This window comes from Chelatococcus asaccharovorans (genome assembly GCF_003201475.1).
Classification (GTDB): domain Bacteria; phylum Pseudomonadota; class Alphaproteobacteria; order Rhizobiales; family Beijerinckiaceae; genus Chelatococcus; species Chelatococcus asaccharovorans.
On sequence record NZ_QJJK01000001.1, the window covers coordinates 337,308 to 359,811 of the forward strand.

Sequence of the window (22,504 nt, forward strand, 5' to 3'; positions counted from 1 at the left end):
GTCTTTACGCGAAACTGCTTTCATTTCGCCTGAAGATGCCGCGCGCGGGCGCTCTCCTCATTGATGAAACGGGGCGCCTTCGCTCCGGCGAAGGTTCTCCGGAACAGGAGATCCATGAACATTCATCATCCAGACAAGACGCGCGCCAAGGCACGCCAGACTGTCACCTCAACACCTGCGGCCGTCACGACCGGCGCGATCGCAGGCTCGATCAAGATCTATTCCAGTCCCGCGGGTCGTCCCGATATCCACGTTCCCTTCCGCGAGATCGCGCTCGATCCCTCCTCCGGCGAGGCCCCGTTCCGCGTCTATGACACCTCCGGCCCCTTCACCGATCCGGACGCCGTCGTCGATCTCAACCGCGGCCTCGCCCAACCTCGCGCGCCCTGGCTCGCCGCGCGCGGTCTCGAAGCAATTGCGCCGCGCGCGGTGAAGCCGGAAGACAACGGCAACATCGCCCCGGACAAGCTCGTGGCGCCCTGCCCGGCCGAACGCGTCGTGCTGTCCGGCCAGGCCGGACGGCCGGTCACGCAGCTCGACTACGCCCGCGCCGGTATCGTCACCGAGGAGATGGTCTATATCGCGCATCGCGAGAATTGCGGGCGCGCGGCCATGCTCGCGGGCGCCGAGGAGCGGCGCGCCGACGGCGAGGACTTCGGCGCCGCCATCCCGGCCTTCATCACGCCGGACTTCGTGCGCGAGGAGGTGGCCCGGGGTCGGGCGGTCATCCCCGCCAATGTCAACCATCCCGAGCTCGAGCCCACCATCATCGGCCGCAACTTCCTGGTGAAGATCAACGCCAATATCGGCAATTCGGCCGTCACCTCCTCGGCCGCCGACGAGGTGGAGAAGCTGGTCTGGGCCATTCGCTGGGGCGCCGACACGGTGATGGACCTCTCCACCGGGCGCAACATCCACAACATCCGCTCGTGGATCATGCGCAACGCGCCCGTGCCCATCGGCACCGTGCCGATCTACCAGGCGCTCGAGAAGGTCGATGGCGACCCGGCGAAGCTCGACTGGGAGGTGTTCAAGGACACGCTCATCGAACAGGCCGAGCAGGGCGTGGACTATTTCACCATCCATGCCGGCGTGCGGCTGGCCTATGTGCCGCTGACGGCGCGGCGGGTCACCGGCATCGTCTCGCGCGGCGGTTCGATCATGGCGCGCTGGTGCCTCTCCCATCACCGCGAGAGCTTCCTCTACGAGCGCTTCGATGAGATCTGCGACATCATGCATCGCTATGACGTCACCTTCTCGCTGGGCGACGGCCTCAGGCCGGGCTCCATTGCCGACGCCAATGACGCCGCGCAATTCGCCGAGCTCGATACCCTCGGCGAACTGACAAAGGTCGCCTGGGACAAGGGCTGCCAGGTGATGATCGAGGGCCCGGGCCATGTGCCCATGCACAAGATCAAGGCGAATATGGACAAGCAGCTCGCGACCTGCGGCGAGGCGCCCTTCTATACGCTCGGGCCGCTGACCACCGATATCGCGCCGGGCTACGATCACATCACCTCCGCCATCGGCGCGGCGATGATCGGCTGGTTCGGCACCGCCATGCTCTGCTACGTCACGCCGAAGGAGCACCTCGGCCTGCCCAACCGCGACGACGTGAAAACCGGCGTTATCACCTACAAGATCGCCGCCCATGCCGCCGATCTCGCCAAGGGCCATCCCGCCGCGAAGCTGCGCGACGACGCCCTGTCGCGGGCGCGGTTCGCGTTCCGCTGGCAGGACCAGTTCAACCTGGGGCTTGATCCCGACACCGCGCGCGCCTTCCACGACGAAACGCTGCCGAAGGAAGCGCATAAGGTGGCGCATTTCTGCTCGATGTGCGGGCCGAAATTCTGCTCGATGAAGATCACCCAGGATCTGCGCGCGGAGGCACTGGCCATGGAGCCTTCGGGCGATGACGGCGGTCGCCTCGCCGGCCTCGCCGAAAAGGCGCGGGAGTTCAACGAGAAGGGGGCGTCCCTCTATCTTCCGGCGGAATAGGCGGGCGCTGGAGGCACGTGAAGATCGACGGTCATTCCGGGACGCGCATAGCGCGGGCCCGGAACCCATGCACTCCGATGGTCACCAGAGAGGAGCGATAGTGTTCATGGATCCCGGGCTCCCTGCTGCGCAGGGCCCCGGGATGACAGGCAGGCACACCGCGACAGTCTGCGGGCGCGCGCGGCCCACCGTTCCCTTCATTGCCAACAGCAAAAAGGCGACCCGAGTGGTTCGGCGCCGACATTTGCATCCGCCTATTACGGGCCTCGGAGCAGATGTCGGAGCAACGAGAACCACTCGCTAGTCATTGGTTCTCGTGGAGCTTTTGAATTTGACATTTGATCTGGAGCCCCATGTCAGGCGGGATTCAAATGTCAAATTCGCTCCACGAACGCCGCCTTCGACAGAAAACCGTGCTTGCGAGCGCCGATCAGGGGTTGGGCAGCGGGGCCGGCGCATGGGACAGGCTGCGCAGATAGGCGATGACGTCGGCCCGCTCTTCCGGCTTGGCAATGCCGGCGAAGCTCATGATCGTGCCCTTCATATAGCTGCGCGGATTGGCGATGAAGTGGTCGAGCTCCTCATAGCCCCATTTCTCACCCTTGGCCGCATGCTCCTTCATCGCCGCGGAATAGCCGAAGCCCTCGACGGAGCCCTTCGCGCGATCGACGATGTTGTAGAGGTCGGGGCCGACCTTCGAACCTGCGCCTTCCACGAAATTGTGGCAGGCGGCGCATTTTGCCGCAGCCTTCTGGCCCCGGGCGGGGTCGGCGGTCTGCAGGCGAACGGCGATCGGCGTCACTTCCGCCGCTGCGGGCGCTGCAGCGCTCGCCCCTTCTTCCGGCGCCGGAAGGTCATAGCCGGGAACGGCGGGTGGATGTTGCGAGAAGATCGCGCTGGCCACAATGCCAAGGCCCATCGCAAATACACAGGTGCCAAGAATGGCGCCGAAGATCTTGTTGAGCTCAAAGGAATCTAGCTGATGCATCGACAAAACAGCGGCTCCGGTGCGGCCATAGGGCTAAGGCCGATTGGCAGACTTCAGGCGAAGGTTCATGCGACAGTGATGCTGCACGGCACGAAGACATGCAGCAAAGTCTGATTACCCGCTTTGAAGCCGGGTTGGCAACTCGTATAAGCGGCTTCCCCTTTGCTACCTTTTGCCGCTTTTCGGCACGAGCCGGCGGGGCGTGATGATTTCGAGGAGACGAGCCGATGTCCCTGCCCGACGTGATTTCCTACCAAGGCGAACCGGGCGCCAATTCGCATATCGCTTGCGACGATGTGTATCCGACGTGGCAATCCTTGCCCTGCGCGACTTTTGAGGATGCGCTCGCAGCGATTGCCGACGGCACGGCCAGCCTCGGTATGATCCCGATCGACAATACGATCGCCGGCCGCGTGGCCGATATGCATCATCTCCTGCCGACCTCGGGGCTGCATATCGTCGGCGAATATTTCCTGCCGATCCATTTCCAGTTGCTGGCGCCGAAGGGCGCGACGCTCGCCACCATCAAGACGGTGCACAGCCATGTGCATGCGCTCGGCCAATGCCGGCGAATCATCCGCAAGCTCGGCCTCAGCGCTGTCGTTGCCGCCGACACGGCCGGCTCGGCACGGCAAGTCGCCGAATGGAACGACCCGACCCAGGCCGCGCTCGCACCACGCCTCGCCGCGCAGATCTACGGTCTCGACACGCTGATGGAGGATGTTGAAGACGAGGCCCACAACACGACGCGTTTCGTCGTGCTGGCGCGGGAGCCGCAATGGGCGCCGGCCGGAAACGGGCCGACGGTGACGAGTTTTGTCTTCCGCGTGCGCAACGTGCCCGCGGCGCTCTACAAGGCCTTGGGCGGCTTCGCGACCAACGGCGTGAACATGACCAAGCTCGAGAGCTATATGGTGGGGGGGCTCTTCCAGGCCACGCAGTTCTATGCCGAGGTCGACGGCCATCCCGAGGACCCGGCGCTCAAGAATGCGCTCGAGGAGATCGGCTTCTTCTCGAAGGAGCTGCGCATCCTCGGTGTGTACCCCGCACATCCGTTCCGCGCGACGCAGATCGACGCGGCCGAATAGGTCACGGCGGGCGGATCGACGCGCGCAAGCTTTGCTGTCCAGGCAAGCATTTACCAAGCATTTTCAATGCGCACCGAAAAAAGGTGGCCGTCATCCCTTCGTCGCCCTTTTATGGCCTTTCTCTCACGCGAGTTTACCTCCGCACGATGAGAGGGAAGGCCAATGACGCCCACGTTCAGACACGCAGACAGCTGCGACATGGCCAATGTCTCCCGCTTCTACGAAGACGTTTGGCATGAGACCTATCTCAGCCTCATGGACGATCGGGAACTCAAGAGCTGGCGTGCGCGTCGCGACTGGCGGGCGCTGCCCGCCGGCAACGGCAGCGTCGTCATCGCGGAACATGAGGGCCGACTGGTCGGCTTCGGCGCCTGCGGTCCCGCGCGGGATGGTGAACTTGGCACTTTCGGCGAGATTTACGCAGTCCACGTCGCGCGGCCGTTTCGTTCGCGCGGCATCGGCAGTGCGCTCATGGGACGGATGGCCCGGGAATTCGCCGAGCGTGACGTCTCCGGCGTCGGGCTCTGGGTGTTCCATCGCAACGTGACGGCCGTCGTTTTCGCCCGCTCGCTTGGTGCGATCGTCGCCGGCTCGCGCGGCGACACGCACGGCGCCGGTCATACCGAGCTGGCGCTTGTCTGGCCGAAGGCCGGCGATCTCGCCCTGTTCGACGACGGCCAGCATCGGCTGGCCCAGTCTGGCTCGGGGCATGGACTTGGCCTGATGCCCTTTGCGCCCTGTATCCCGGCCTGCAAATAGGCCCTTTGCCAAGAGGCTCCTTGTGCCGAGCCGGCGTCGGGTCCGGCTCAGAATTGCTCCTCCTCATGCACGAAGGCGTGGAGGAGGTGATGGGCAATGGCGAAGGGCTTCGGGGACATCAGCCCATCGGGATGGGTCCCGGCCAGGAGCCCCGCCGCTTCCTGGCGGGAGAACCAGCGCGCATCCTCGAGTTCCAGCCTGTCGATGGTGATGTCGTCGTGCAGCGCTTCCGCGATGCAGCCGATCATCAGCGAGGCGGGAAAGGGCCAGGGCTGCGATGCAAGGTAGCGAACCCGGCCGACGGCGAGCCCCGCTTCCTCCTTCGTTTCACGGCGCACCGCATCCTCGATCGTCTCGCCCGGCTCGACGAAACCGGCGAGACATGAATACATCTTGTCGGCAAAGCGCGGCTGCCGTCCGAGCAGGCAGCGCCCCTCCCGCACTGCGAGCATGATGACGACGGGATCCGTCCGCGGAAAATGCTGGGCTCCGCACGCATCACAGATGCGCCGCCAGCCGGCGGCTTCAACCCGTGTCGCGGCCCCGCAATTGGCACAGAAACGATGGCGCTGATGCCAATGGAGGATGGCCTTGGCCTCGCCAAGAGGCCCGAGGACATCCGGATCCAACAGACCTTGCGAGGCAAGCGACCTGAGATCGACGGCATCGAGATGCGGCCGATCGGCGATGACGCTGGCCGCATCAGTCGCCAGCGCCGCCGTGAACAGGGGCACGCCGTCGATCGTCCCGAGGAAGATACTCTCGCCATCGGCACCAAGAGCCGCGGCCTCCGCCAGCGTGAAGCGCGGATCGAGCGACGGCTGGCGTTTCAGGATCGGCACATCGCCGGCGAGCACGAAGGTTCCGGCATCGGGCCTTTGCCGAAACGCACCAACCGTATCGGCGTTTTCCCGCCCCTCCGAGTGGCGCTCCAGCCGATTGATGGCGAAGCCCACACGCGCGGAGCGGTCGCGCAGGCCAGCGAGCGGAACAACCGGCACGGCGTTGGAATCATCATGCGTCATGGCACTGCCTTTCGGCCCCTCTTCTACCTGAGCCCGGCGGCGGACAGAAGCACGTTTCGGGCATGGCCGGGAGCTGCGCCGTTCGCGCGGCCGCGGGGTCATGCACAGGCGTGCGAATTCCATTCCGGACGGCTTGCATCGGCCCCGTCTTTCCCCGATATAGGCGGTGGGAGGTTGGCGTTGGACGTTCCACTCGCCAACCGGGTCAGGTCCGGAAGGAAGCAGCCCTAACGAGAATCGGGCGGGTCTTCGTCCAGCCTCCCACCTTGTCCTCGTCGGATCTCCGGCGACAATCGTCCGCATGGGATCTTGCGCCAGGCACAGGCTCCCGCCGGCGCCAGGGCTCAGCCCTGACCGGCCCGATGAGATGACCGAACGGGTGCAATGACCGATCAGCCGCGCACCAACGACGTGCCGAACGCCTCCGTCGAGGATGAAGCAGGTCCCGCGTTGCCCGGCTTCGGTGCGCCGCAGCCGGCGGCATCCCCCGCCCCGGCCTACCGCGTCCTCGCGCGCAAATACCGCCCTCTGAGCTTCGATGATCTCATCGGGCAGGAGGCGATGGTCCGCACACTCTCCAACGCCTTCTCGACCGGCCGCATCCCGCAGGCCTGGATGCTGACCGGTGTGCGCGGCGTCGGCAAGACGACCACGGCGCGCATTCTGGCGCGCGCCCTGAATTACGAGCCGCTCGACGGCAGCCCCTCTCAGCCGACGATCCAGATGCCGACGCTCGGTCGCCATTGCGCCGCGATCATGGAATCGCGCCATGTGGACGTGCTGGAAATGGACGCCGCCTCCCACACCGGCGTCGAGGACGTGCGCCAGATCATCGACGGCATCCGCTATGCACCGTCGTCGGCGCGCTACAAGGTCTACATCATCGACGAGGTCCACATGCTCTCGGAGAAGGCGTTCAACGCCTTCCTGAAGACGCTGGAGGAGCCGCCGCCGCACGCCAAATTCGTGTTTGCCACCACCGAGATCCGCAAGGTACCGGTGACGATCCTCTCGCGCTGCCAGCGTTTCGACCTGCGCCGCATCGATGCCGGCGCGCTCGTCGCCCATCTCGGCCGCATCACCGAGGCGGAAGGCGTGAATGCGGACCCGGAAGCGCTGGCGCTCATCGCCCGCGCTGCCGAGGGATCGGCGCGCGACAGCCTGTCGCTGCTCGATCAGGCCATCGCCCATGGCGGCGGCGCGGTGACGACCGAGGAGGTGCGCACCATGCTCGGCCTCGCGGACCGAGCCCGCGTCATCGACCTCTTCGAGGCCGTCATGCGCGGCGATCTCGCCGCCGCGCTGGCCGAACTGACCGCACAATACGACGCCGGCGCAGATCCCTATGTCGTGCTGAACGACCTCGCCGGCTTCATCCACCTCGTCACCCGCTTCAAGCTCGTGCCCGACGCCGGCAAGGACGCCGCGCTGACGGAAGCCGAGCGCCTGCGCGGCGCGGATCTCGCGTCCCTCCTCTCCCTGCGTATCCTGGCGCGCAGCTGGCAGATCCTGATCAAGGGCCTTCCCGAGGTCCAGCAGGCCGCGCGGCCCATCGCCGCCGCCGAAATGCTGCTGGTGCGCCTCGCCTATGCCGCCGACCTGCCGACCCCGGACGAGGCGCTGCGCGCCCTGCGCGACGGCGCTCCAGCCGCTGGCGGCAATGGCGGCGGCGCCCGCCCAAGCGGTGGCGGCGGCAACGGTGGCGGGCCGCGTCTGGCCATCGCCAGCACCGGCTCCGCCCTGCTGGCCGATGCGACGCCGCGGCCGGATCCTGCCCAGGAGGCGCTGCGCGCCGCGGCCGAACCGCAGATCCGGCTCGCGCGCTTCGAGGACGTCGTGGCCCTGGCCGGCGAGAAGCGCGATATCGTCCTGAAGCGCGCGCTTGAGCAGGATGCCCATCTCGTTCATTTCGACGACGGGCATATCGAATTCGCGTTGCGCGAGGGCGGCAGCCGCACGCTTGCCGGCGACCTCGGCAAGCGCCTGCAGGAATGGACCGGCCGGCGCTGGATGGTGGCGCTGTCGTCGAAGCCTGGCGCACCGACGCTGCATGAAATGGCGCAGGCCCGTGAGGCCGAGCGCCGCAGCGGTGCGGAGGGGCACCCGCTCGTGCAAGCCGTCTTGTCGCGCTTTCCCGGATCCGCCATCGTCGATATCCGCGATATAGCCGCCGCCGAGGAGACCCAGCCACCGCCGGCCGGTACCGGCGAGGTCGCGGACGATGAAGGAAGCCTCGCATCCGACGACGACCTGTCCTATCTAGACGACATGTGATCCGCGGATTCGACGGGAGTTACCCATGCGCGACCTGATGGGACTGATGAAGCAGGCTCAGGGCCTGCAGCAGAAATTTGCCGACATGCAGGCCGAGTTCGAGGCGCTCGAAGTCACCGGCACGGCCGGCGGCGGCGCTGTCACCGTGGTGACGACCGCCAAGGGCCAGATGAAGAGCATCGCGCTCGACGAGAGCCTCATCGTTCCCGGCGAAAAGGAAATCCTCGAGGACCTCATCGTCGCCGCCGTCAACGATGCCAAAGGCAAGGCCGAGCGGCTGATGCAGGACAAGATGGGCGAGATGACCAAGGGTCTGCCGCTCCCGCCCGGCATGAAGCTGCCGTTCTAGGATCAATCGCTTTCTCAGCCGTCATGGCCGGGCTTGTCCCGGCCATCCCGACATATTGAGGCGTCTTTCCGATCGGGATCACCGGGACAAGCCCGGTGATGACAGTGGGAACTGTTGCAGCAAGTCCGTTAGCAGACGTCATCCGCTAAAAAACTGACGAGCATCTGAGACTCATATGGCATCAGATGATTCCATCTCAGCCGGATCGCTCTAGCAGGGAACCGTTCCACGTCATGGCATCCCCCATCGGTCCCGAGATCGAGCGGCTGATCCAGTTGCTCGCCCGCCTGCCCGGCCTTGGGCCACGCTCGGCGCGGCGCGCGGCGCTGACGCTCATCAAGAAGAAGGAGCAGCTGCTCGTGCCGCTCGCCGAAGCGGCGCGCATCACGGCCGAGCGTGTGCTGGTCTGCACATCCTGCGGCAATATCGACACCGCCGATCCCTGCACCATCTGCTGCGATATGAGACGCGACCCGACGCTTCTCGTCGTCGTGGAGGACGTCGCGGATCTGTGGGCGCTGGAGCGGGCCGGCGTCATCAATGCGCGCTATCACGTATTGGGCGGCGTGATCTCCGCGCTCGACGGGATACGCCCCGAGGACCTCAACCTGGACAGGCTCGTCGCCCGTGCGGCCGAGCCGGGCCTGACCGAGATCGTGCTGGCGCTGAACGCCACCGTCGACGGGCAGACGACGGCGCATTACATCACCGACCTGCTATCCCCCTATCCGGTGAAGATCACCCGCCTCGCCCATGGCGTGCCTGTCGGCGGGGAGCTCGACTATCTCGACGAAGGGACGCTCGCCGCAGCGATCCGCCAGCGCACGACGTTCTGAAGGTCACGCGATCAGCGCAGGCGGCTTGCAGAAAAGCGCCCGTCTCCGGGCGTGCCGCCTCAGTCCACGGCTTCGCGCTTGGCCGCCTTGGTGAATTTCTTCATCACGCGATCGCGCTTCAGTTTCGACAGATAGTCGATGAACAGGACGCCATCGAGATGGTCGATCTCGTGCTGCAAGCAGGTGGCGAGGATCCCCTCCGCGTCGATCTCCAGCGTCTTGCCGTCGAGGTCCATGTAGCGCACGCGGATCTTCGCGGGGCGTTCCACCTCTTCGTAATAGTCGGGGATCGACAGGCAGCCTTCCTCGTGAATGCTGAACTCTTCGTCGGACGCCCAGGTGATCTCCGGGTTGATGACCACCATCGGCGCCCGCGGCTCTTCCTTGCCGGCGACATCGATGACGAGCAGACGCTTCATGACCCCGATCTGCACGGCAGCAAGGCCAATGCCCGGCGCGTCATACATCGTCTCCAGCATGTCGGCGGCGAGCGTCCGGATCTCGTCGGTGATATCCGTCACCGGCTCCGATTCCGTCTTGAGCCGCTGGTCGGGGATGAGGATGATCGGTCTTATAGCCATGGCGCGACTTGAATTGGGCTTTCTGGGCAAACGCCTTCAGCGGCAAGGGCCCTGAGGGCGGAAAACGATCGTGTAACAGCCACATAATCACTTGCACCGCAAGGGTCAATGTGTTCTTCTTTTGTTCGCGATCGGGCGAAGGTGAGTCTCAGTTCCGTGATGAATCAGACCCTGTTGACCCTGGGAGGATACCCGCTCACAGCGGGCGAGGTGATCATCGGGGCGACGGGGGCTCTTCTCCTTATTCTGCTGATGCTCGCGGTCTTTGTGGCGCGCACCAATCGCGACAGACGGTTTGAAGCCGCGGAAGCGGCTGAGCGCGCACGGGAGATGGACGACAAGGTCGCGGAGCTCAACCGCATCCAGGCCGAGATGACGGGCCGACTGCAGACGATCGCCGAGATCTTCGGCTCCCGGCAGCAGGATTTCGCCCGCTTCGTCGCGGAGCGGCTCGACGGCCTGCAGCATCGCGTCGGGCAGGGGCTGGAGGTTTCTTCGCGCACCACGGGCGAACATATTGCGCGTCTCAACGAGCGTTTGGCGGTGATCGACGCCGCCCAGAAAAACCTGACCGATCTTACCGGCGAGGTCGTCGGCCTCAAGGATATCCTTGCCAACAAACAGGCGCGCGGCGCTTATGGCCAGGGCCGCATGGAGACGATCGTCCGCGATGGGCTGCCCGCCGGGCACTACGCCTTCCAGGCGACGCTGCGCAACGGCCGCCGGCCGGACTGCCTGATCCACCTGCCCGGCGATCATCCCCTCGTCATCGATGCGAAGTTTCCCCTTGAGAGCTTCCTCGCCTTTCGCGGCGCGACGAGCGACGAGACGCGCCGGGCTGCAGCGGCGCGGGTGAAGGCGGATGTCTCGGCCCATGTGAAGGACATTGCCGAGAAATACCTCGTGCCGGGCGAGACGCAGGATCTGGCGCTCTTGTTCGTTCCGTCGGAGGCGGTCTACGCCGACTTGCAGGAATATTTCGAGGATATCGTCGCGCGCGCCCACCGCGCCCGGGTGATCATCGTCTCGCCATCGCTTCTGGCGCTTGCCATCCAGGTCATGCAGTCGCTGGTGCGCGATGCGCGCATGCGTGAGGAAGCCGAGACCATCCAGCTCGAGGTGCGCCGCATCCTGGAGGATGTCGGGCGCCTGCGCGACCGGGTGGAGAAGCTCGACACCCATTTCCGGCAGGCCCAGGAGGACGTCGCGCAGATCCGCACCTCGACGGACAAGATCGTCAAGCGCGGCGAGCGCATCGAGGCGCTCGATTTCGACGAGGCGTCACCGTCGCGGGATATTCGCGCCGCCGAATAACGGCATTGCGATCAGCCGTCCTTGCTCTCACCCTGGCGGCGGCCGAAGTCCGGTGCCGCCGTCTCCTGGCCGAGATCGATGATGCTGCGGCGGATGGCGCGGGTGCGGGTGAACAGGTCGAACAGCGCGTCACCGTCGCCCCAGCGTATGGCGCGCTGAAGCGCCGCGAGATCCTCGTTGAAGCGGCCGAGCATTTCGAGCACGGCGTCCTTATTGGTGAGGAACACGTCGCGCCACATGGTCGGGTCGGACGCGGCGATGCGCGTGAAATCGCGGAAGCCGCCGGCCGAGAACTTGATGACCTCGGACTGGGTGACGGTTTCGAGGTCAGCGGCCGTGCCGACGATGTTGTAAGCGATCAGATGCGGCACGTGGCTCGTGATGGCGAGCACCAGGTCATGGTGCTGCGGCGTCATGATCTCGACCATGGCACCCATGGCCTCCCACAGCCCGCGCGTCACAGCGACGGCATCGGGATCGGCACCGTCCGGCGGCGTCACGATCGACCAGCGGTTGTGGAAGAGCGTCGCGAAGCCCGCGTCCGGGCCGGAATGCTCGGTACCGGCGACGGGATGGGCCGGCACGAGATGCACGCCCGCCGGCAGATGCGGCGCGACGGCGGCAACAACGGCACCCTTGACGGAACCGACGTCGGAGACGATCGCGCCGGGCTTGAGCGCCCCGGCGATCTCGGCCGCGACGGTGCCACAGGCACCAACGGGTACGCAGAGGATCACCATATCCGCGCCAGCCGCAGCCTCTGCCGCGGTGTCCGCCACCACGTCGCCAAGGCCAAGCTCGCCAAGCCGCCTGCGCACGTCCGGCGAGGCGTCGCTGACGACAAGCGTGCCGGCAAGCTTGAGGTGGGAAACGGCGCGGGCGATGGACGAGCCGATCAGGCCAAGCCCGATGATGGCGAGCCGTCCGATCAGCGGTTCAGAGCGCGGCGGCCCGAGGCGGTCAGGCATCCACACCCCCAAGGAAATCCTTGAGCGCAGCGACCACGCGGCGGTTGGCCTCCTCGTCGCCGACGGTCATGCGCAGGGCGTTGGGCAGCCCGTAGGACCCGACGGCGCGCAGCACGAGCCCGCGCTTGGACAGGAAACTGTCCGCGGACTTGGCATCTCGGCCCGCCTCCGTGGGGAAATGGATCAGGACGAAATTGCCGACACTCGGCGTCACCTTGAGGCCGAGCGCCTCGATCTCCTTCGTCAGCCAGGGCAGCCATGTCTCGTTATGCGCGATGGAGGCGGCGACATGGCCCTCGTCGGCGATCGCCGCGATCCCCGCCTCGATGGCGGGCGCGTTGACGTTGAAGGGACCGCGAATACGGTTGATCGCGTCGATGACATGGGCCGGGCCATAGACCCAGCCGAGGCGCAGCGCCGCAAGCCCGTAGATCTTGGAGAAGGTGCGCACCATGACGACGTTCTCGCTGGTCGAGACGAGCTCGAGACCCGAGGCATAGTCGTTGCGCCGGACATATTCGGCATAGGCCGCGTCGAGCACGAGCAGCACATGCGGGGGCAGACCCGCATGGAGGCGCTTGACCTCGTCGAACGGCAGATAGGTGCCGGTGGGATTGTTGGGATTGGCGAGGAAGACCACCTTGGTGCGCGGCGTGACGGCGGCCAGAAGCGCGTCGACGCTCGCCGTCAGGTCCGTTTCCCTGGCGACGACCGGCGTGCCGCCCGCGGCAGTGATGGCGATCTTGTAGACCAGGAAGCCGTATTCGGAATAGACGCCTTCGTCGCCCGGGCCGATATAGGCGTGCGTCAGGAGATTGAGGATGTCGTCGGAGCCAGCGCCGCAAACGATGCGCGCCGGGTCGAGCCCGAAGCGTGAGGCGATCGCTTCCCTGAGACGGGTGGCGGCACCGTCGGGATAATGCTCAAGGGTCTCCGCACCGCGCTTGTAGGCTTCGATGGCGGCCTTGCTCGGCCCAAGCGGCGTCTCGTTGGACGACAGCTTGTAGACCTTGTCGACGCCCGTGACGCTGCTCTTGCCCGGCACGTAGGCATCGATCGACAGAATTCCGGCCCGCGGGACGGGACGATCGGCCACAAGACCCATGATAGACACTCCGGATAAAGGACGAACGGAAGCCGCGCGATGGGAGATCAGCCTCCCCTTCCCGGCTTGTCGAGCACGAAAACCTCGGCGTGGCTTCCGATTTCACTGAGGTCGATGCGCCCCAGATGCTCCGCCGTCAAGGCCTCATCGAGGGTTTCCAGCGTCACAGTGCCGGGAACGGAGATCAGAACCGACAATCCATCGCGCACGCCGGCGGAGCCAAGCACCTCGCCGCCGAGCCGGCCGACGGCCTCCCGCGCCTGCTCCCGCCATCGCTCGACGGTCGCCGCGACGAGCCGCACCTCGCTGGAGCCGCCGTCGGTCAAGGGCTTCGCAATGACGAAAACCGGCGTCGCGGCGGGATGGTACGGCCGGTCGATGAACGGCAGCCGCGCAATGATCTTCGGGCTGTCCTTGCCGGCAAGCCCTGCCCACCACGGCCCTGATGCGGCGGCGCCGTCCGGCCGGAAAATACCGAGGTCGCCGCTCGACTCCGCCACGGCGCGGATGACGTCCTCCGCGCTGGTATGCGCGATGTACGGCACCGTGAACCCGAAATGGAAGCGCGCGGAATCGCGCATCGGTCCGTCACCGCCGGAAATATCGGCATGGACGCTGTACGGCGCCTGCACATAGGTGAACGTGCCGATGATGACGCGCCAGATGCTCTCCGCCGTATCAAGCGGCAGGATACCGCGATGGCGCTCCGCCAGCCTGCGCATCATGGCCGCTTCGCGTGCCGGCCGAAAGGCGGATCCCGGCCCCTGGGTGCGCTTGAAGGCGATCAACCTGTCGATGATGTCGCCCCGCTCCATCAGGAGTTCGTGCATGGCAGCATCAATGCGATCGATATCCGCGCGCAGGAGGGCAAGCTCGACGGGCGGCTCGGCGGAAGAAGCGGGAGCATTCGCTGCGGGTCTTGTCACCGGATTGGCCATGCTTGTGAGTTCCGCGTCCCTGTAAAATGGATCCGGCCATAGGCCATTCGGCCCGTCCGAGCGGAACACTTTTAAGGCGCGGTCGCGCGAAGGCAAGACGTTGAAAGCGCACAACCAACCGGCCATCTCACAGAAGACGGCCGGGGGGGCCGGATCGCCACCATTCGCCGCAAGACCAGTTGCCGAAGAGGGGCTGTGTTCGATATAGCGAACGCGCTATAGTTTTGCGGGGCGCGCGATCAAGGCGGAAAAGGGTTTACCAGTCTCATGTTGGTTAGTGCTGACATTGCCCCGGTTCCCGCATCGCAGGTCGACGAACCGGACAGCCTCGTGGCCCGTTTCGGCGCTGACCGGCCGCTTGTGCTCGATAGCGGCGCAACGCTGGCGCCCTGGCAGATCGCCTATCAGTCCTATGGTACGTTGAACGCCGACCGCTCGAACGCCATCCTCATCTGCCATGCGTTGACCGGCGACCAGCATGTGGCCAGCCGCAACCCCATCACGGGCAAACCCGGCTGGTGGGAGAATATCGTCGGCCCCGGCCTTCCCATCGACACGGACCGGTTCTTCGTCCTGTGTTCGAATGTCATCGGCAGCTGTATGGGAACCACCGGCCCCGCGTCGCTCAATGCGGCAACGGGCGAGCCCTGGGGCCTGAGCTTTCCGCTCGTGACGATCCGCGACATGGTGCGCGCCCAGGCGATGCTGCTCGACCACCTCGGCATCGCGCAACTCTTCGCCGTCGTTGGCGGCTCCATGGGCGGCATGCAGGTGCTGCAATGGGCCGCGAGCTATCCCGACCGCGTTTTCGCGGCCATGCCGATCGCCACCGGCCCCATCCATTCCGCGCAGAACATCGCTTTCCACGAGGTCGGGCGCCAGGCCATCATGGCCGATCCCGACTGGCGCGGCGGCCATTACCTGCAGGCCGGCGTGCGTCCTGCAAAAGGTCTCGCCGTCGCCCGCATGGGCGCCCATATCACCTATCTCTCGGAGGCCGCGCTTCACCGCAAATTCGGGCGCCGTCTGCAGGATCGCGACGCGCCGACATTTTCCTTCGACGCCGATTTCCAGGTCGAGAGCTATCTGCGCTACCAGGGCGAGAGCTTCGTCGAGCGGTTCGACGCCAACAGCTATCTCTACATCACGCGCGCGATGGACTATTTCGATCTGGCGGCCGACCACGGCGGCGTGCTGGCGAATGCCTTCCGCGGCATCAAGACCCGCTTCTGCGTGGCCTCCTTCTCGTCGGACTGGCTGTTCCCGACGCCGAACTCGCGCGCGATCGTCCACGCCCTCAATGCGGCCGCGGCCTCCGTCAGCTTTGTCGAGATCGAGAGCGACAAGGGCCATGACGCCTTCCTCCTCGACGAACCCGTCTTCTTCGCGACCATGCGCGGCTTCCTCGATTCCGCCGCGCGGGCGCGCGGACTCTGACGGCCTCCCGCGCCGGATCTTCCACCCCGAATTCCCGAAAGGCATTCTACCTTGGCCCATGATGATCCCATCGCGACACAACGCGTCGATCTCGTCCTCATGGCCGAGATGGTCGAGCGGGGCGCGCGCGTGCTGGACGTCGGCTGCGGCGACGGCACGCTCCTGTCTCTGCTCGCCGAGCGGCGCGGTGTGGACGGCCGGGGTATCGAGCTGTCGCGCGAAGGCGTCAATCAATGCGTGGCGCGGGGGCTGTCCGTCGTCCAGGGCGACGCGGACACCGACCTCTTCGCCTATCCCGATGATGCCTTCGACTATGTCATCCTGTCCCAGACCATCCAGGCGACGCGCCGGCCGCGCGTGGTGCTGGAACACATGCTGCGGATCGGCCGCCGGGCGATCGTCTCCTTTCCGAACTTCGGCCATTGGCGCGTGCGCGCGGATCTCGCGCTCTCCGGGCGGATGCCGGTGACGGACAACCTGCCCGAGAGCTGGTACGATACGCCCAACATCCATTTCTGCACGATCCGCGACTTTGTCGCGCTCTGCAACGAGCTGAACGCCCGAACCGAACGCGCGCTGGCCTTGAATTCCAGCGGCCAGCCGGTTCGGTTCAACATGCCCTGGTGGGTGTGGAACCTGTTCGGCGAGCAGGCGGTGTTCCTGCTGCGGCGGGGGTGACAGAGGCGAAGCCTCGCCGTCCTGGCTCCCGTTGTCTTGAAATCTCCTGGGCGCCGCGCCGATCCCTCCCCTGAAGGGGAGGGATCGGCGCGGCGGATGAGACAACGTAATCTAACGCACCGGAACTGCCTTGATGACGCAGAGCTTCGTCCACGCCTTCAATGCAGCTTTCCCTTAGTCCTGCGCGAGGGGGTGGAGGTCGCGCACCATCGCGGTGAGGCGCGCATCGAGCACGTGGGTATAGATCTGCGTCGTCGCGATATCGGCGTGGCCGAGCAACTCCTGCACCACGCGCAGATCGGCGCCGTTCTGCAGGAGGTGGCTGGCGAAGGCATGGCGCAGGACATGCGGGCTCAGGCGATCCGGTGCGATACCGGCGGCAATGCCAAGATCCTTGAGGTCGCGGGCGAAGGCCTGGCGGGTGAGATGTCCTTCGGCGCTGTCGGCGGGAAACAGCCAGCGCTTCTGCCGGGCAACCTCCCTGTCGGCGGCAATGAGCTCAAGATGCACGGTCGCCGCCTTCTGCGAGGCCTCGGTCAAGGGAACGAGGCGCTCCTTGTCACCCTTGCCGCGCACGAGGAGAAAGCGCTCGCGGGTCCTGGCGGCACTGCGCGGCAGCGAGACCAGCTCCGACACGCGCAGGCCCGTCGCATAGAGAAGCTCAAGAAGGCAGGTGAGACGCGCCGCGCGGCGGCGCTCGACAAGCGGCCGCTTCGGGTCGTCGATCCCCTCGCGCGCGGTCGCGAGAAGCCGGTCGACCTCGTCCACGCTGAGGACCTTGGGGAGCGGGCGCCCGATCTTGGGCCCTTCGATAGTGACTGTCGGATCGTCGCTGCGCAGGCCTTCGAGATAAAGGAACTTGTGGAACTGCCGCACCACGGACAGCCGCCGCGCCGCCGACGACGCCTTGAGCCCGCGGGAATGGATTTCGGCCAGAAAAGCACGGATATCGGGCTGGGTGCAGCTTGTCGCGGTCACGCGGGCGCGGGCGAGATAGCCGAGATAGTCCGCAAGGTCGCGCTCGTAGGCCTGCAGGGTGTTGCGCGCGGCACCGCGCTCTGCCGCAAGCATTTCCAGGAAACGCTCGGCAAGGCCGCCAGCGTGGGGTTCGCGCCGGTTCGCCGAATCAGTCGTTTGCGCCTGCAACGCGGCGGCCATCAGCATCACTTCTCGAATTTGGACGCTGGAACCGTTACGGTCACGGTGCGCGGCTTGGGCTCGACCAAGGTCGCGAGGGCATAGAGACCCGCATAGCCGAGGCCAGCGATGAGCCCGATGAACATGAGGAAGCGGAAGACGGTCGGCACAGCTATCTTCAACCCATCGCGTGATTTCGGCCCAAAGTACGGCCCGCATCAAGTTACAGGAATGACGTAAACAAAAACTCCATGATAGTGAAAGCCGTATGGACGAGTCGCGCAACACTGGGGTAGTCGACCCCGAGATCGAAGCCCTGCACCGGGCTCTCCGGGGCCGGTCACTGGTTCTCATCGGCATGATGGGGTCGGGCAAGAGCACGGTCGGGCGGCGTCTCGCCACGCGTCTCAACCTCAATTTCGTGGATGCCGACCACGAGATCGAGCGTGCGGCGGGCATGACGATACCGGACATCTTCGCTAGCCAGGGGGAAGCGCAGTTTCGCGATGGCGAGCGCCGAGTCGTCGGCCGCCTGCTCGGCGAGGGGCCGCAGGTGCTGGCGACCGGCGGGGGTGCCTATATGAATGCCGAAACGCGCGCGCATATCGCCGAAGCCGGGATCTCGATCTGGCTGAAGGCCGACTTCGACGTGCTGTTCCGGCGCGTGCGCAAGCGGCCCGGTCGCCCGCTGCTGCATACTACGGATCCTGAAGGCACCCTGCGGCGCCTGATCGACGAGCGTTACCCGACCTATGCCGAGGCCGACATCACCGTGGTATCCCGCGATGCGCCGCACGAGGCCATCGTCGAGGAAATCGTCGAGGCCGTGCGTCGCTATCTCAACGTTTCCAAAGTGGATCTCGCCCGATGACGACTGCAATTCCTCCTTCTTCCGGCCGCGAGACCGTGCATGTTCCCCTGGGCGAGCGCGCCTATGACATCATGATCGGTCGAGGCGTCCTCAATGAGGCCACCGCGCGCATCGCGGGGCTGGCGCCGGGCGGCGCCGCAGCCATCGTCACCGATGCGAATGTCGGCGCGCTCTACGGCCAGGCCCTCAGCGACGCTCTCGCCGCGGCCGGGCTCAGGACCACGATCATCACCGTGCCGGCGGGGGAAGGCAGCAAGAGCTACCCGCGGCTGATCGAGGTGTGTGAGGCACTTCTCGCCGCCCGCATCGAGCGCGGCGATCTCGTCATCGCGCTCGGCGGCGGTGTTATCGGCGATCTCGCCGGCTTCGCGGCGTCCATCGTGCGTCGCGGCCTGCGCTTCGTGCAGGTGCCGACGAGCCTTTTGGCTCAGGTCGATTCCTCGGTTGGCGGCAAGACGGGCATCAACTCCGCCCACGGCAAGAACCTGATCGGCGCCTTCCACCAGCCGAGCCTCGTCGTGGCCGACACCGCGCTCCTCGACAGCCTCAGCCCGCGCGAATTCCGCGCCGGCTATGCGGAGGTGGTGAAATACGGCCTCATCGACGATCCCGGCTTCTTCGCCTGGTGCGAGACCAATGCTGAAGGAATCTTCGGGCCCGGTCCGGCGCGCGATCATGCGGTTGCCACAAGCTGCCGCGCCAAGGCCGCCGTCGTCGTGCGCGACGAGCGCGAGGACGGCGACCGCGCCCTGCTCAATCTCGGCCATACCTTCGCGCATGCGCTGGAGCGCGCCACGGGCTATGACGGCAGCCGGCTGGTGCATGGCGAGGCGGTGGCGGTCGGGCTTGCACTCGCCTTCCGTTTCTCGGTGGAACGCGGGTTGTGCCCCCCAGAAGATGCCGCGCGCGTCGCCGTTCACCTCGCCGGCGTCGCCCTGCCAACCCGGCTGCAGGATGTGCCGGGCGATATCGGCACCGCCGACAGCCTCGTGGAGGCCATGGCGCAGGACAAGAAGGTCAAGCGCGGCGCGCTGACCTTCATCCTGGCGCGCGGCATCGGCCAGAGCTTCATCGCCCGCGGCGTCGAGGCCGACGGCGTGAGGGCCTTCCTCGTCAAGGAACTGGCCGAGGCGTGAGTGGGGGCGCATCGCGCGCCCCATGCATGCCAGGGTCCCGGCTCAAGGCCGGGACGATGCAGGCTCGTCGTCAGCCCCCCAGCCGCTCGGCGTGCCAGCGCAGATGATCGGCGATGAAGGTGGCGATGAAGTAGTAGGAGTGGTCGTAGCCCTCCTGCCGGCGGAGCGTCAGCGGAATCCCCGCCGTGCCGCAGGCCGCCTCCAGAAGCTCCGGCTTGAGCTGATTGGCGAGGAAGCCGTCGGCGGTGCCCTGATCGACCAGGATGTCGGCGACGCGCGCGCCATCCTCGATCAGCGCGCAGGCGTCATAGGCGCGCCAGGCCGCCTTGTCCGGCCCGAGATAGCCGCCCAGCGCCTTCTCGCCCCAGGGGCAGTTCGTCGGTGAGACGATCGGCGCAAAGGCCGACACGGCCTTGAACCGGCCGGGGTTCTTCAGGGCGAGCGTCAAGGCGCCATGCCCGCCCATGGAATGGCCGGTGATGCCCTGCCGCACCATGTCGGCCGGCAATTCCGCGCCGACGATCTCCGGCAGTTCCCGGCCGATATAGCTCGCCATACGGTAGTTGCGCGCATAGGGCGCGACGGTGGCATCCACATAGAAGCCGGCGCCGAGGCCGAAGTCATAGGCGCCGTCGGGATCGTCCGGCACGCCCTCCCCGCGCGGGCTGGTGTCGGGCGCAATCACCATGAGCCCGAGTTCCGCCGCCACGCGCTGGGCGCCGGCCTTCACGGTGAAGTTCTCCTCCGTGCAGGTAAGCCCCGAGAGGAACCACACCACCGGCACCTTGCCGGCGGCCGCCTGCGGCGGCACGAAGGCGGAGAAGCGCATGTCCGTGCCGGTCTCGGCGGAGCGATGGGTGTAGACGCGCTGCTCGCCCCCGAAGGAGCGCGCGCTGGAGACGAGTGTAAGGGCCATCCGCTCGGCCCTCAATACAGGACGACGGAGCGGATCGACTTGCCCTCATGCATCAGGTCGAAGGCCGTGTTGATCTCGTCGAGCGGCATGGTGTGGGTGATCAGATCGTCGATGTTGATCTTGCCCTCCATGTACCAGTCGACGATCTTCGGCACGTCGGTGCGGCCGCGCGCGCCGCCGAAGGCCGAGCCCTTCCAGACGCGGCCGGTGACGAGCTGGAACGGCCGCGTGGCGATCTCCGTGCCGGAAGGCGCCACGCCGATGATGATCGACTCGCCCCAGCCGCGATGGCAGCATTCGAGCGCCTGGCGCATGGTGTGGACATTGCCGATGCATTCGAAGGAGAAGTCGGCGCCGCCGCCGGTGAGATCGACGATCGCCTCGACCACCTTGTCGCGGCCGACCTCGTCCGGATTGACGAAATGGGTCATGCCGAACTTCCTGGCCATCTCGGCCTTGGCGGGGTTGAGGTCGACGCCGATGATCTTGTCGGCGCCCACCATCCGCGCGCCCTGGATGACATTGAGGCCGATGCCGCCGAGGCCGAAGACCACGACATTGGCACCCGGCCAGACCTTGGCGGTATAGACCACCGCACCGATGCCCGTGGTGACGCCGCAGCCGATGTAGCAGATCTTGTCGAAGGGCGCGTCCTCGCGCACCTTCGCCACCGCGATCTCGGGCAGCACCGTGAAATTCGAGAAGGTCGAGCAGCCCATGTAGTGGAACACCTCGCCGCCGTCGCAGGCAAAGCGCGAGGTGCCGTCCGGCATCAGCCCCTGGCCCTGCGTGGCGCGGATGGAGGTGCAGAGGTTCGAGCGCCGCGACAGGCAGGTTTTGCACTGGCGGCATTCCGGCGTGTAGAGCGGAATGACGTGATCGCCGACCTTCACGGCGGTGACCCCGGCGCCGACCTCGCGCACGATGCCGGCGCCCTCATGGCCGAGGATCGCCGGGAACTTGCCCTCGGAATCGAGGCCGGAGAGCGTGTAGGCGTCGGTGTGGCAGACGCCGGTCGCCATCACCTCGATCAGCACTTCACCAGGCTTCGGGCCGCCGATCTCGACGGTCTCGATGGTGAGCGGCTTGTTCGCCTCCCAGGCAACGGCTGCGCGGCTTTTCATGTCCTGTTCCTTCTTCCCTGAGGATGTCCCGCAAAGGTCGTTACGGCTTGTCGGTCAGACGGGGCTGACCGCTTGAAGCCATTATTTCAGATAGGAGCGCACGATGCGCATGATCCCGTCGATCTCTGCCGCGCCGCCGTCGGCCAGCCTTCGCTGATCCGGCCCACGCCCGGCCTCCAGAAAGGTCTCGCGCAGGTGGCTTTCCAGCACCTCGGCCATCAACCCCGTTGCGGCGCCGCGCAGCGCGGCGATCTGCTGGAGCAGCGCGCCGCAGTCGGCCCCCTGCTCCACCGCAAGCTCCAGCGCCTCCGCCTGCCCCCTGATCCGGCGCAGACGGTTGATGGCACGCTTCTTGTCGTCCGGTGAATGCGGCATGGCCGTCCACATACTGGAGCCGAGTATTCCACCTCGGCACTATTATACTCCATGGGAGTATGTCAAGCTGGTGACGGCGAGACCGTCGAGGCCTGCGGGCGTTCTCGGTCCCCTTCCCGGGCCGGACGTCCGATAGTCCTTTAAATTCCTGAGGATTCTATGGTCATAGCAGACCGGACATTACGTCTTCGCCATCCCGATGGGGAGCTCGCCATACCCATCCGCATCTTCGCGCCCGAGCGGGACGCGACATCCTGGATGTGCCGCTACGAGATCGATTGGCCCGAGGGGCGGCAGAACGGCCGGGCTGGCGGGGCAGATTCCGTGCAGGCGCTCGTGCTCGCGCTACAGATGATCGGCGCCGACATCTATACGAGCAGCTATCATCAGTCCGGCAGGTTGACGACTGAGGTCCCGGGCGGCGGCTACGGCTTCCCGGTTCCAGCAGGCATCCGCGACCTGCTGCAAGGCGACGACGCCAAGTTCTTCTGACCACCGGGAAGAAGGGACCCTCGCGATGACGGCTCGCGTGCGATGTCCCTGGGCGCGAAGACCCGATTTCCCTTCTCCCCTCGCATCCGCTAAAAGCCCCCCTGAGCCATCAAGG

At 66.1% G+C, this 22,504-nt stretch carries 23 protein-coding genes and 1 other RNA gene; 13 read left to right on the forward strand and 11 right to left on the reverse strand.

The genetic code is table 11. The features are described from left to right. Positions 1–114: 114 nt before the first annotated feature. Positions 115–1,998 (forward strand): phosphomethylpyrimidine synthase ThiC, encoded by a 1,884-nt coding sequence (thiC, locus tag C7450_RS01630; protein ID WP_110372635.1) that lies wholly within the window; start codon positions 115–117, stop codon positions 1,996–1,998. Positions 1,999–2,428: 430 nt separating this feature from the next. Here thiC and C7450_RS01635 read toward each other — a convergent pair whose 3' ends face one another. Further along, positions 2,429–2,986 carry a c-type cytochrome gene (locus tag C7450_RS01635; protein ID WP_110372636.1) on the reverse strand — a complete coding sequence of 186 codons (558 nt, stop codon included), beginning with the start codon at positions 2,984–2,986 and terminating at the stop codon, positions 2,429–2,431. Positions 2,987–3,213: 227 nt separating this feature from the next. On the opposite strand from C7450_RS01635, the gene C7450_RS01640 reads away from it, so the two are divergent. Both C7450_RS01640 and C7450_RS01645 read left to right on the forward strand, forming a co-directional pair. Continuing rightward, positions 3,214–4,074, forward strand: a complete 861-nt coding sequence (locus C7450_RS01640) for a prephenate dehydratase (protein WP_210206339.1) — start codon at positions 3,214–3,216, stop codon at positions 4,072–4,074. Positions 4,075–4,236: 162 nt separating this feature from the next. Further along, positions 4,237–4,833, forward strand: coding sequence for a GNAT family N-acetyltransferase (locus C7450_RS01645; RefSeq protein ID WP_110372637.1), 597 nt, complete (start codon positions 4,237–4,239; stop codon positions 4,831–4,833). A 47-nt stretch (positions 4,834–4,880) separates the two neighbouring features. Here C7450_RS01645 and nudC read toward each other — a convergent pair whose 3' ends face one another. Further along, positions 4,881–5,858: an NAD(+) diphosphatase gene (nudC, locus tag C7450_RS01650; RefSeq protein WP_110372638.1), complete on the reverse strand. Its 978-nt coding sequence runs from the start codon at positions 5,856–5,858 to the stop codon at positions 4,881–4,883. Positions 5,859–6,026: 168 nt separating this feature from the next. Here nudC and ffs point away from each other — a divergent pair. From ffs to recR, 4 genes are all read left to right on the forward strand, one after another. After that, an RNA gene (gene ffs, locus C7450_RS01655) (signal recognition particle sRNA small type) lies at positions 6,027–6,124 on the forward strand. A gap of 118 nt (positions 6,125–6,242) precedes the next feature. Further along, positions 6,243–8,132, forward strand: coding sequence for a DNA polymerase III subunit gamma/tau (locus tag C7450_RS01660; RefSeq protein WP_110372639.1), 1,890 nt, complete (start codon positions 6,243–6,245; stop codon positions 8,130–8,132). Positions 8,133–8,157: 25 nt separating this feature from the next. Then, positions 8,158–8,481 carry a YbaB/EbfC family nucleoid-associated protein gene (locus C7450_RS01665; protein ID WP_110372640.1) on the forward strand — a complete coding sequence of 108 codons (324 nt, stop codon included), beginning with the start codon at positions 8,158–8,160 and terminating at the stop codon, positions 8,479–8,481. 233 nt (positions 8,482–8,714) lie between these two features. Beyond that, complete coding sequence (gene recR, locus C7450_RS01670; protein ID WP_110372641.1) at positions 8,715–9,317, forward strand: recombination mediator RecR; 603 nt, start codon at positions 8,715–8,717, stop codon at positions 9,315–9,317. A gap of 59 nt (positions 9,318–9,376) precedes the next feature. Here the strand turns inward: recR and C7450_RS01675 are convergent, their stop codons facing one another. Next, a complete protein-coding gene (locus tag C7450_RS01675) occupies positions 9,377–9,898 on the reverse strand; it encodes a peptide deformylase (protein ID WP_110372642.1) in 522 nt (173 codons plus the stop codon). 159 nt (positions 9,899–10,057) lie between these two features. On the opposite strand from C7450_RS01675, the gene C7450_RS01680 reads away from it, so the two are divergent. Then, on the forward strand, positions 10,058–11,212 hold the full coding sequence (locus C7450_RS01680; protein ID WP_110372643.1) for a DNA recombination protein RmuC: 1,155 nt from the start codon (positions 10,058–10,060) through the stop codon (positions 11,210–11,212). Positions 11,213–11,223: 11 nt separating this feature from the next. Here C7450_RS01680 and C7450_RS01685 read toward each other — a convergent pair whose 3' ends face one another. The 3 genes from C7450_RS01685 to C7450_RS01695 are packed head-to-tail and all read right to left on the reverse strand — an operon-like array spanning position 11,224 to position 14,223. Further along, the gene (locus tag C7450_RS01685; RefSeq protein ID WP_110372644.1) at positions 11,224–12,180 is read right to left on the reverse strand and encodes a prephenate/arogenate dehydrogenase family protein; all 957 of its coding nucleotides are present in this window, start codon (positions 12,178–12,180) and stop codon (positions 11,224–11,226) included. Further along, positions 12,173–13,285: a histidinol-phosphate transaminase gene (hisC, locus tag C7450_RS01690; protein ID WP_110372645.1), complete on the reverse strand. Its 1,113-nt coding sequence runs from the start codon at positions 13,283–13,285 to the stop codon at positions 12,173–12,175. The genes C7450_RS01685 and hisC overlap by 8 nt, the downstream gene beginning before the upstream one ends. A 47-nt stretch (positions 13,286–13,332) precedes the next feature. Beyond that, entirely contained in the window at positions 13,333–14,223 is an 891-nt protein-coding gene (locus C7450_RS01695; protein WP_110372646.1) for a chorismate mutase, read from the reverse strand. 267 nt (positions 14,224–14,490) lie between these two features. Between C7450_RS01695 and metX the strand changes: the two genes are divergently transcribed. Together metX and metW are read left to right on the forward strand one after the other, a co-directional pair. Further along, entirely contained in the window at positions 14,491–15,660 is a 1,170-nt protein-coding gene (metX, locus tag C7450_RS01700) for a homoserine O-acetyltransferase MetX (RefSeq protein WP_110372647.1), read from the forward strand. A gap of 51 nt (positions 15,661–15,711) precedes the next feature. Continuing rightward, entirely contained in the window at positions 15,712–16,338 is a 627-nt protein-coding gene (gene metW / locus C7450_RS01705) for a methionine biosynthesis protein MetW (protein ID WP_267211302.1), read from the forward strand. Between the two features lie 174 nt (positions 16,339–16,512). Here metW and C7450_RS01710 read toward each other — a convergent pair whose 3' ends face one another. After that, positions 16,513–17,496, reverse strand: coding sequence for a site-specific tyrosine recombinase XerD (locus tag C7450_RS01710; RefSeq protein WP_110373208.1), 984 nt, complete (start codon positions 17,494–17,496; stop codon positions 16,513–16,515). Between the two features lie 5 nt (positions 17,497–17,501). Next, complete coding sequence (locus tag C7450_RS01715; RefSeq protein ID WP_110372648.1) at positions 17,502–17,645, reverse strand: histidine kinase; 144 nt, start codon at positions 17,643–17,645, stop codon at positions 17,502–17,504. A gap of 98 nt (positions 17,646–17,743) precedes the next feature. On the opposite strand from C7450_RS01715, the gene C7450_RS01720 reads away from it, so the two are divergent. Further along, complete coding sequence (locus tag C7450_RS01720; RefSeq protein ID WP_110372649.1) at positions 17,744–18,346, forward strand: shikimate kinase; 603 nt, start codon at positions 17,744–17,746, stop codon at positions 18,344–18,346. Then, entirely contained in the window at positions 18,343–19,482 is a 1,140-nt protein-coding gene (gene aroB, locus C7450_RS01725; RefSeq protein WP_110372650.1) for a 3-dehydroquinate synthase, read from the forward strand. The genes C7450_RS01720 and aroB overlap by 4 nt, the downstream gene beginning before the upstream one ends. Before the next feature lie 70 nt (positions 19,483–19,552). On the opposite strand, the gene fghA is transcribed toward aroB, so the two are convergent. The 3 genes from fghA to C7450_RS01740 form a co-directional block, all read right to left on the reverse strand. Further along, a complete protein-coding gene (fghA, locus tag C7450_RS01730; protein WP_110372651.1) occupies positions 19,553–20,398 on the reverse strand; it encodes an S-formylglutathione hydrolase in 846 nt (281 codons plus the stop codon). 11 nt (positions 20,399–20,409) lie between these two features. Next, positions 20,410–21,522, reverse strand: a complete 1,113-nt coding sequence (locus C7450_RS01735; protein WP_110372652.1) for an S-(hydroxymethyl)glutathione dehydrogenase/class III alcohol dehydrogenase — start codon at positions 21,520–21,522, stop codon at positions 20,410–20,412. A gap of 81 nt (positions 21,523–21,603) precedes the next feature. After that, positions 21,604–21,897 (reverse strand): metal/formaldehyde-sensitive transcriptional repressor, encoded by a 294-nt coding sequence (locus tag C7450_RS01740; protein WP_110373209.1) that lies wholly within the window; start codon positions 21,895–21,897, stop codon positions 21,604–21,606. Positions 21,898–22,056: 159 nt separating this feature from the next. Here C7450_RS01740 and C7450_RS01745 point away from each other — a divergent pair, with 159 nt between their 5' ends. After that, positions 22,057–22,389, forward strand: coding sequence for a DUF6968 family protein (locus C7450_RS01745; protein WP_110372653.1), 333 nt, complete (start codon positions 22,057–22,059; stop codon positions 22,387–22,389). Positions 22,390–22,504 lie beyond the last annotated feature (115 nt).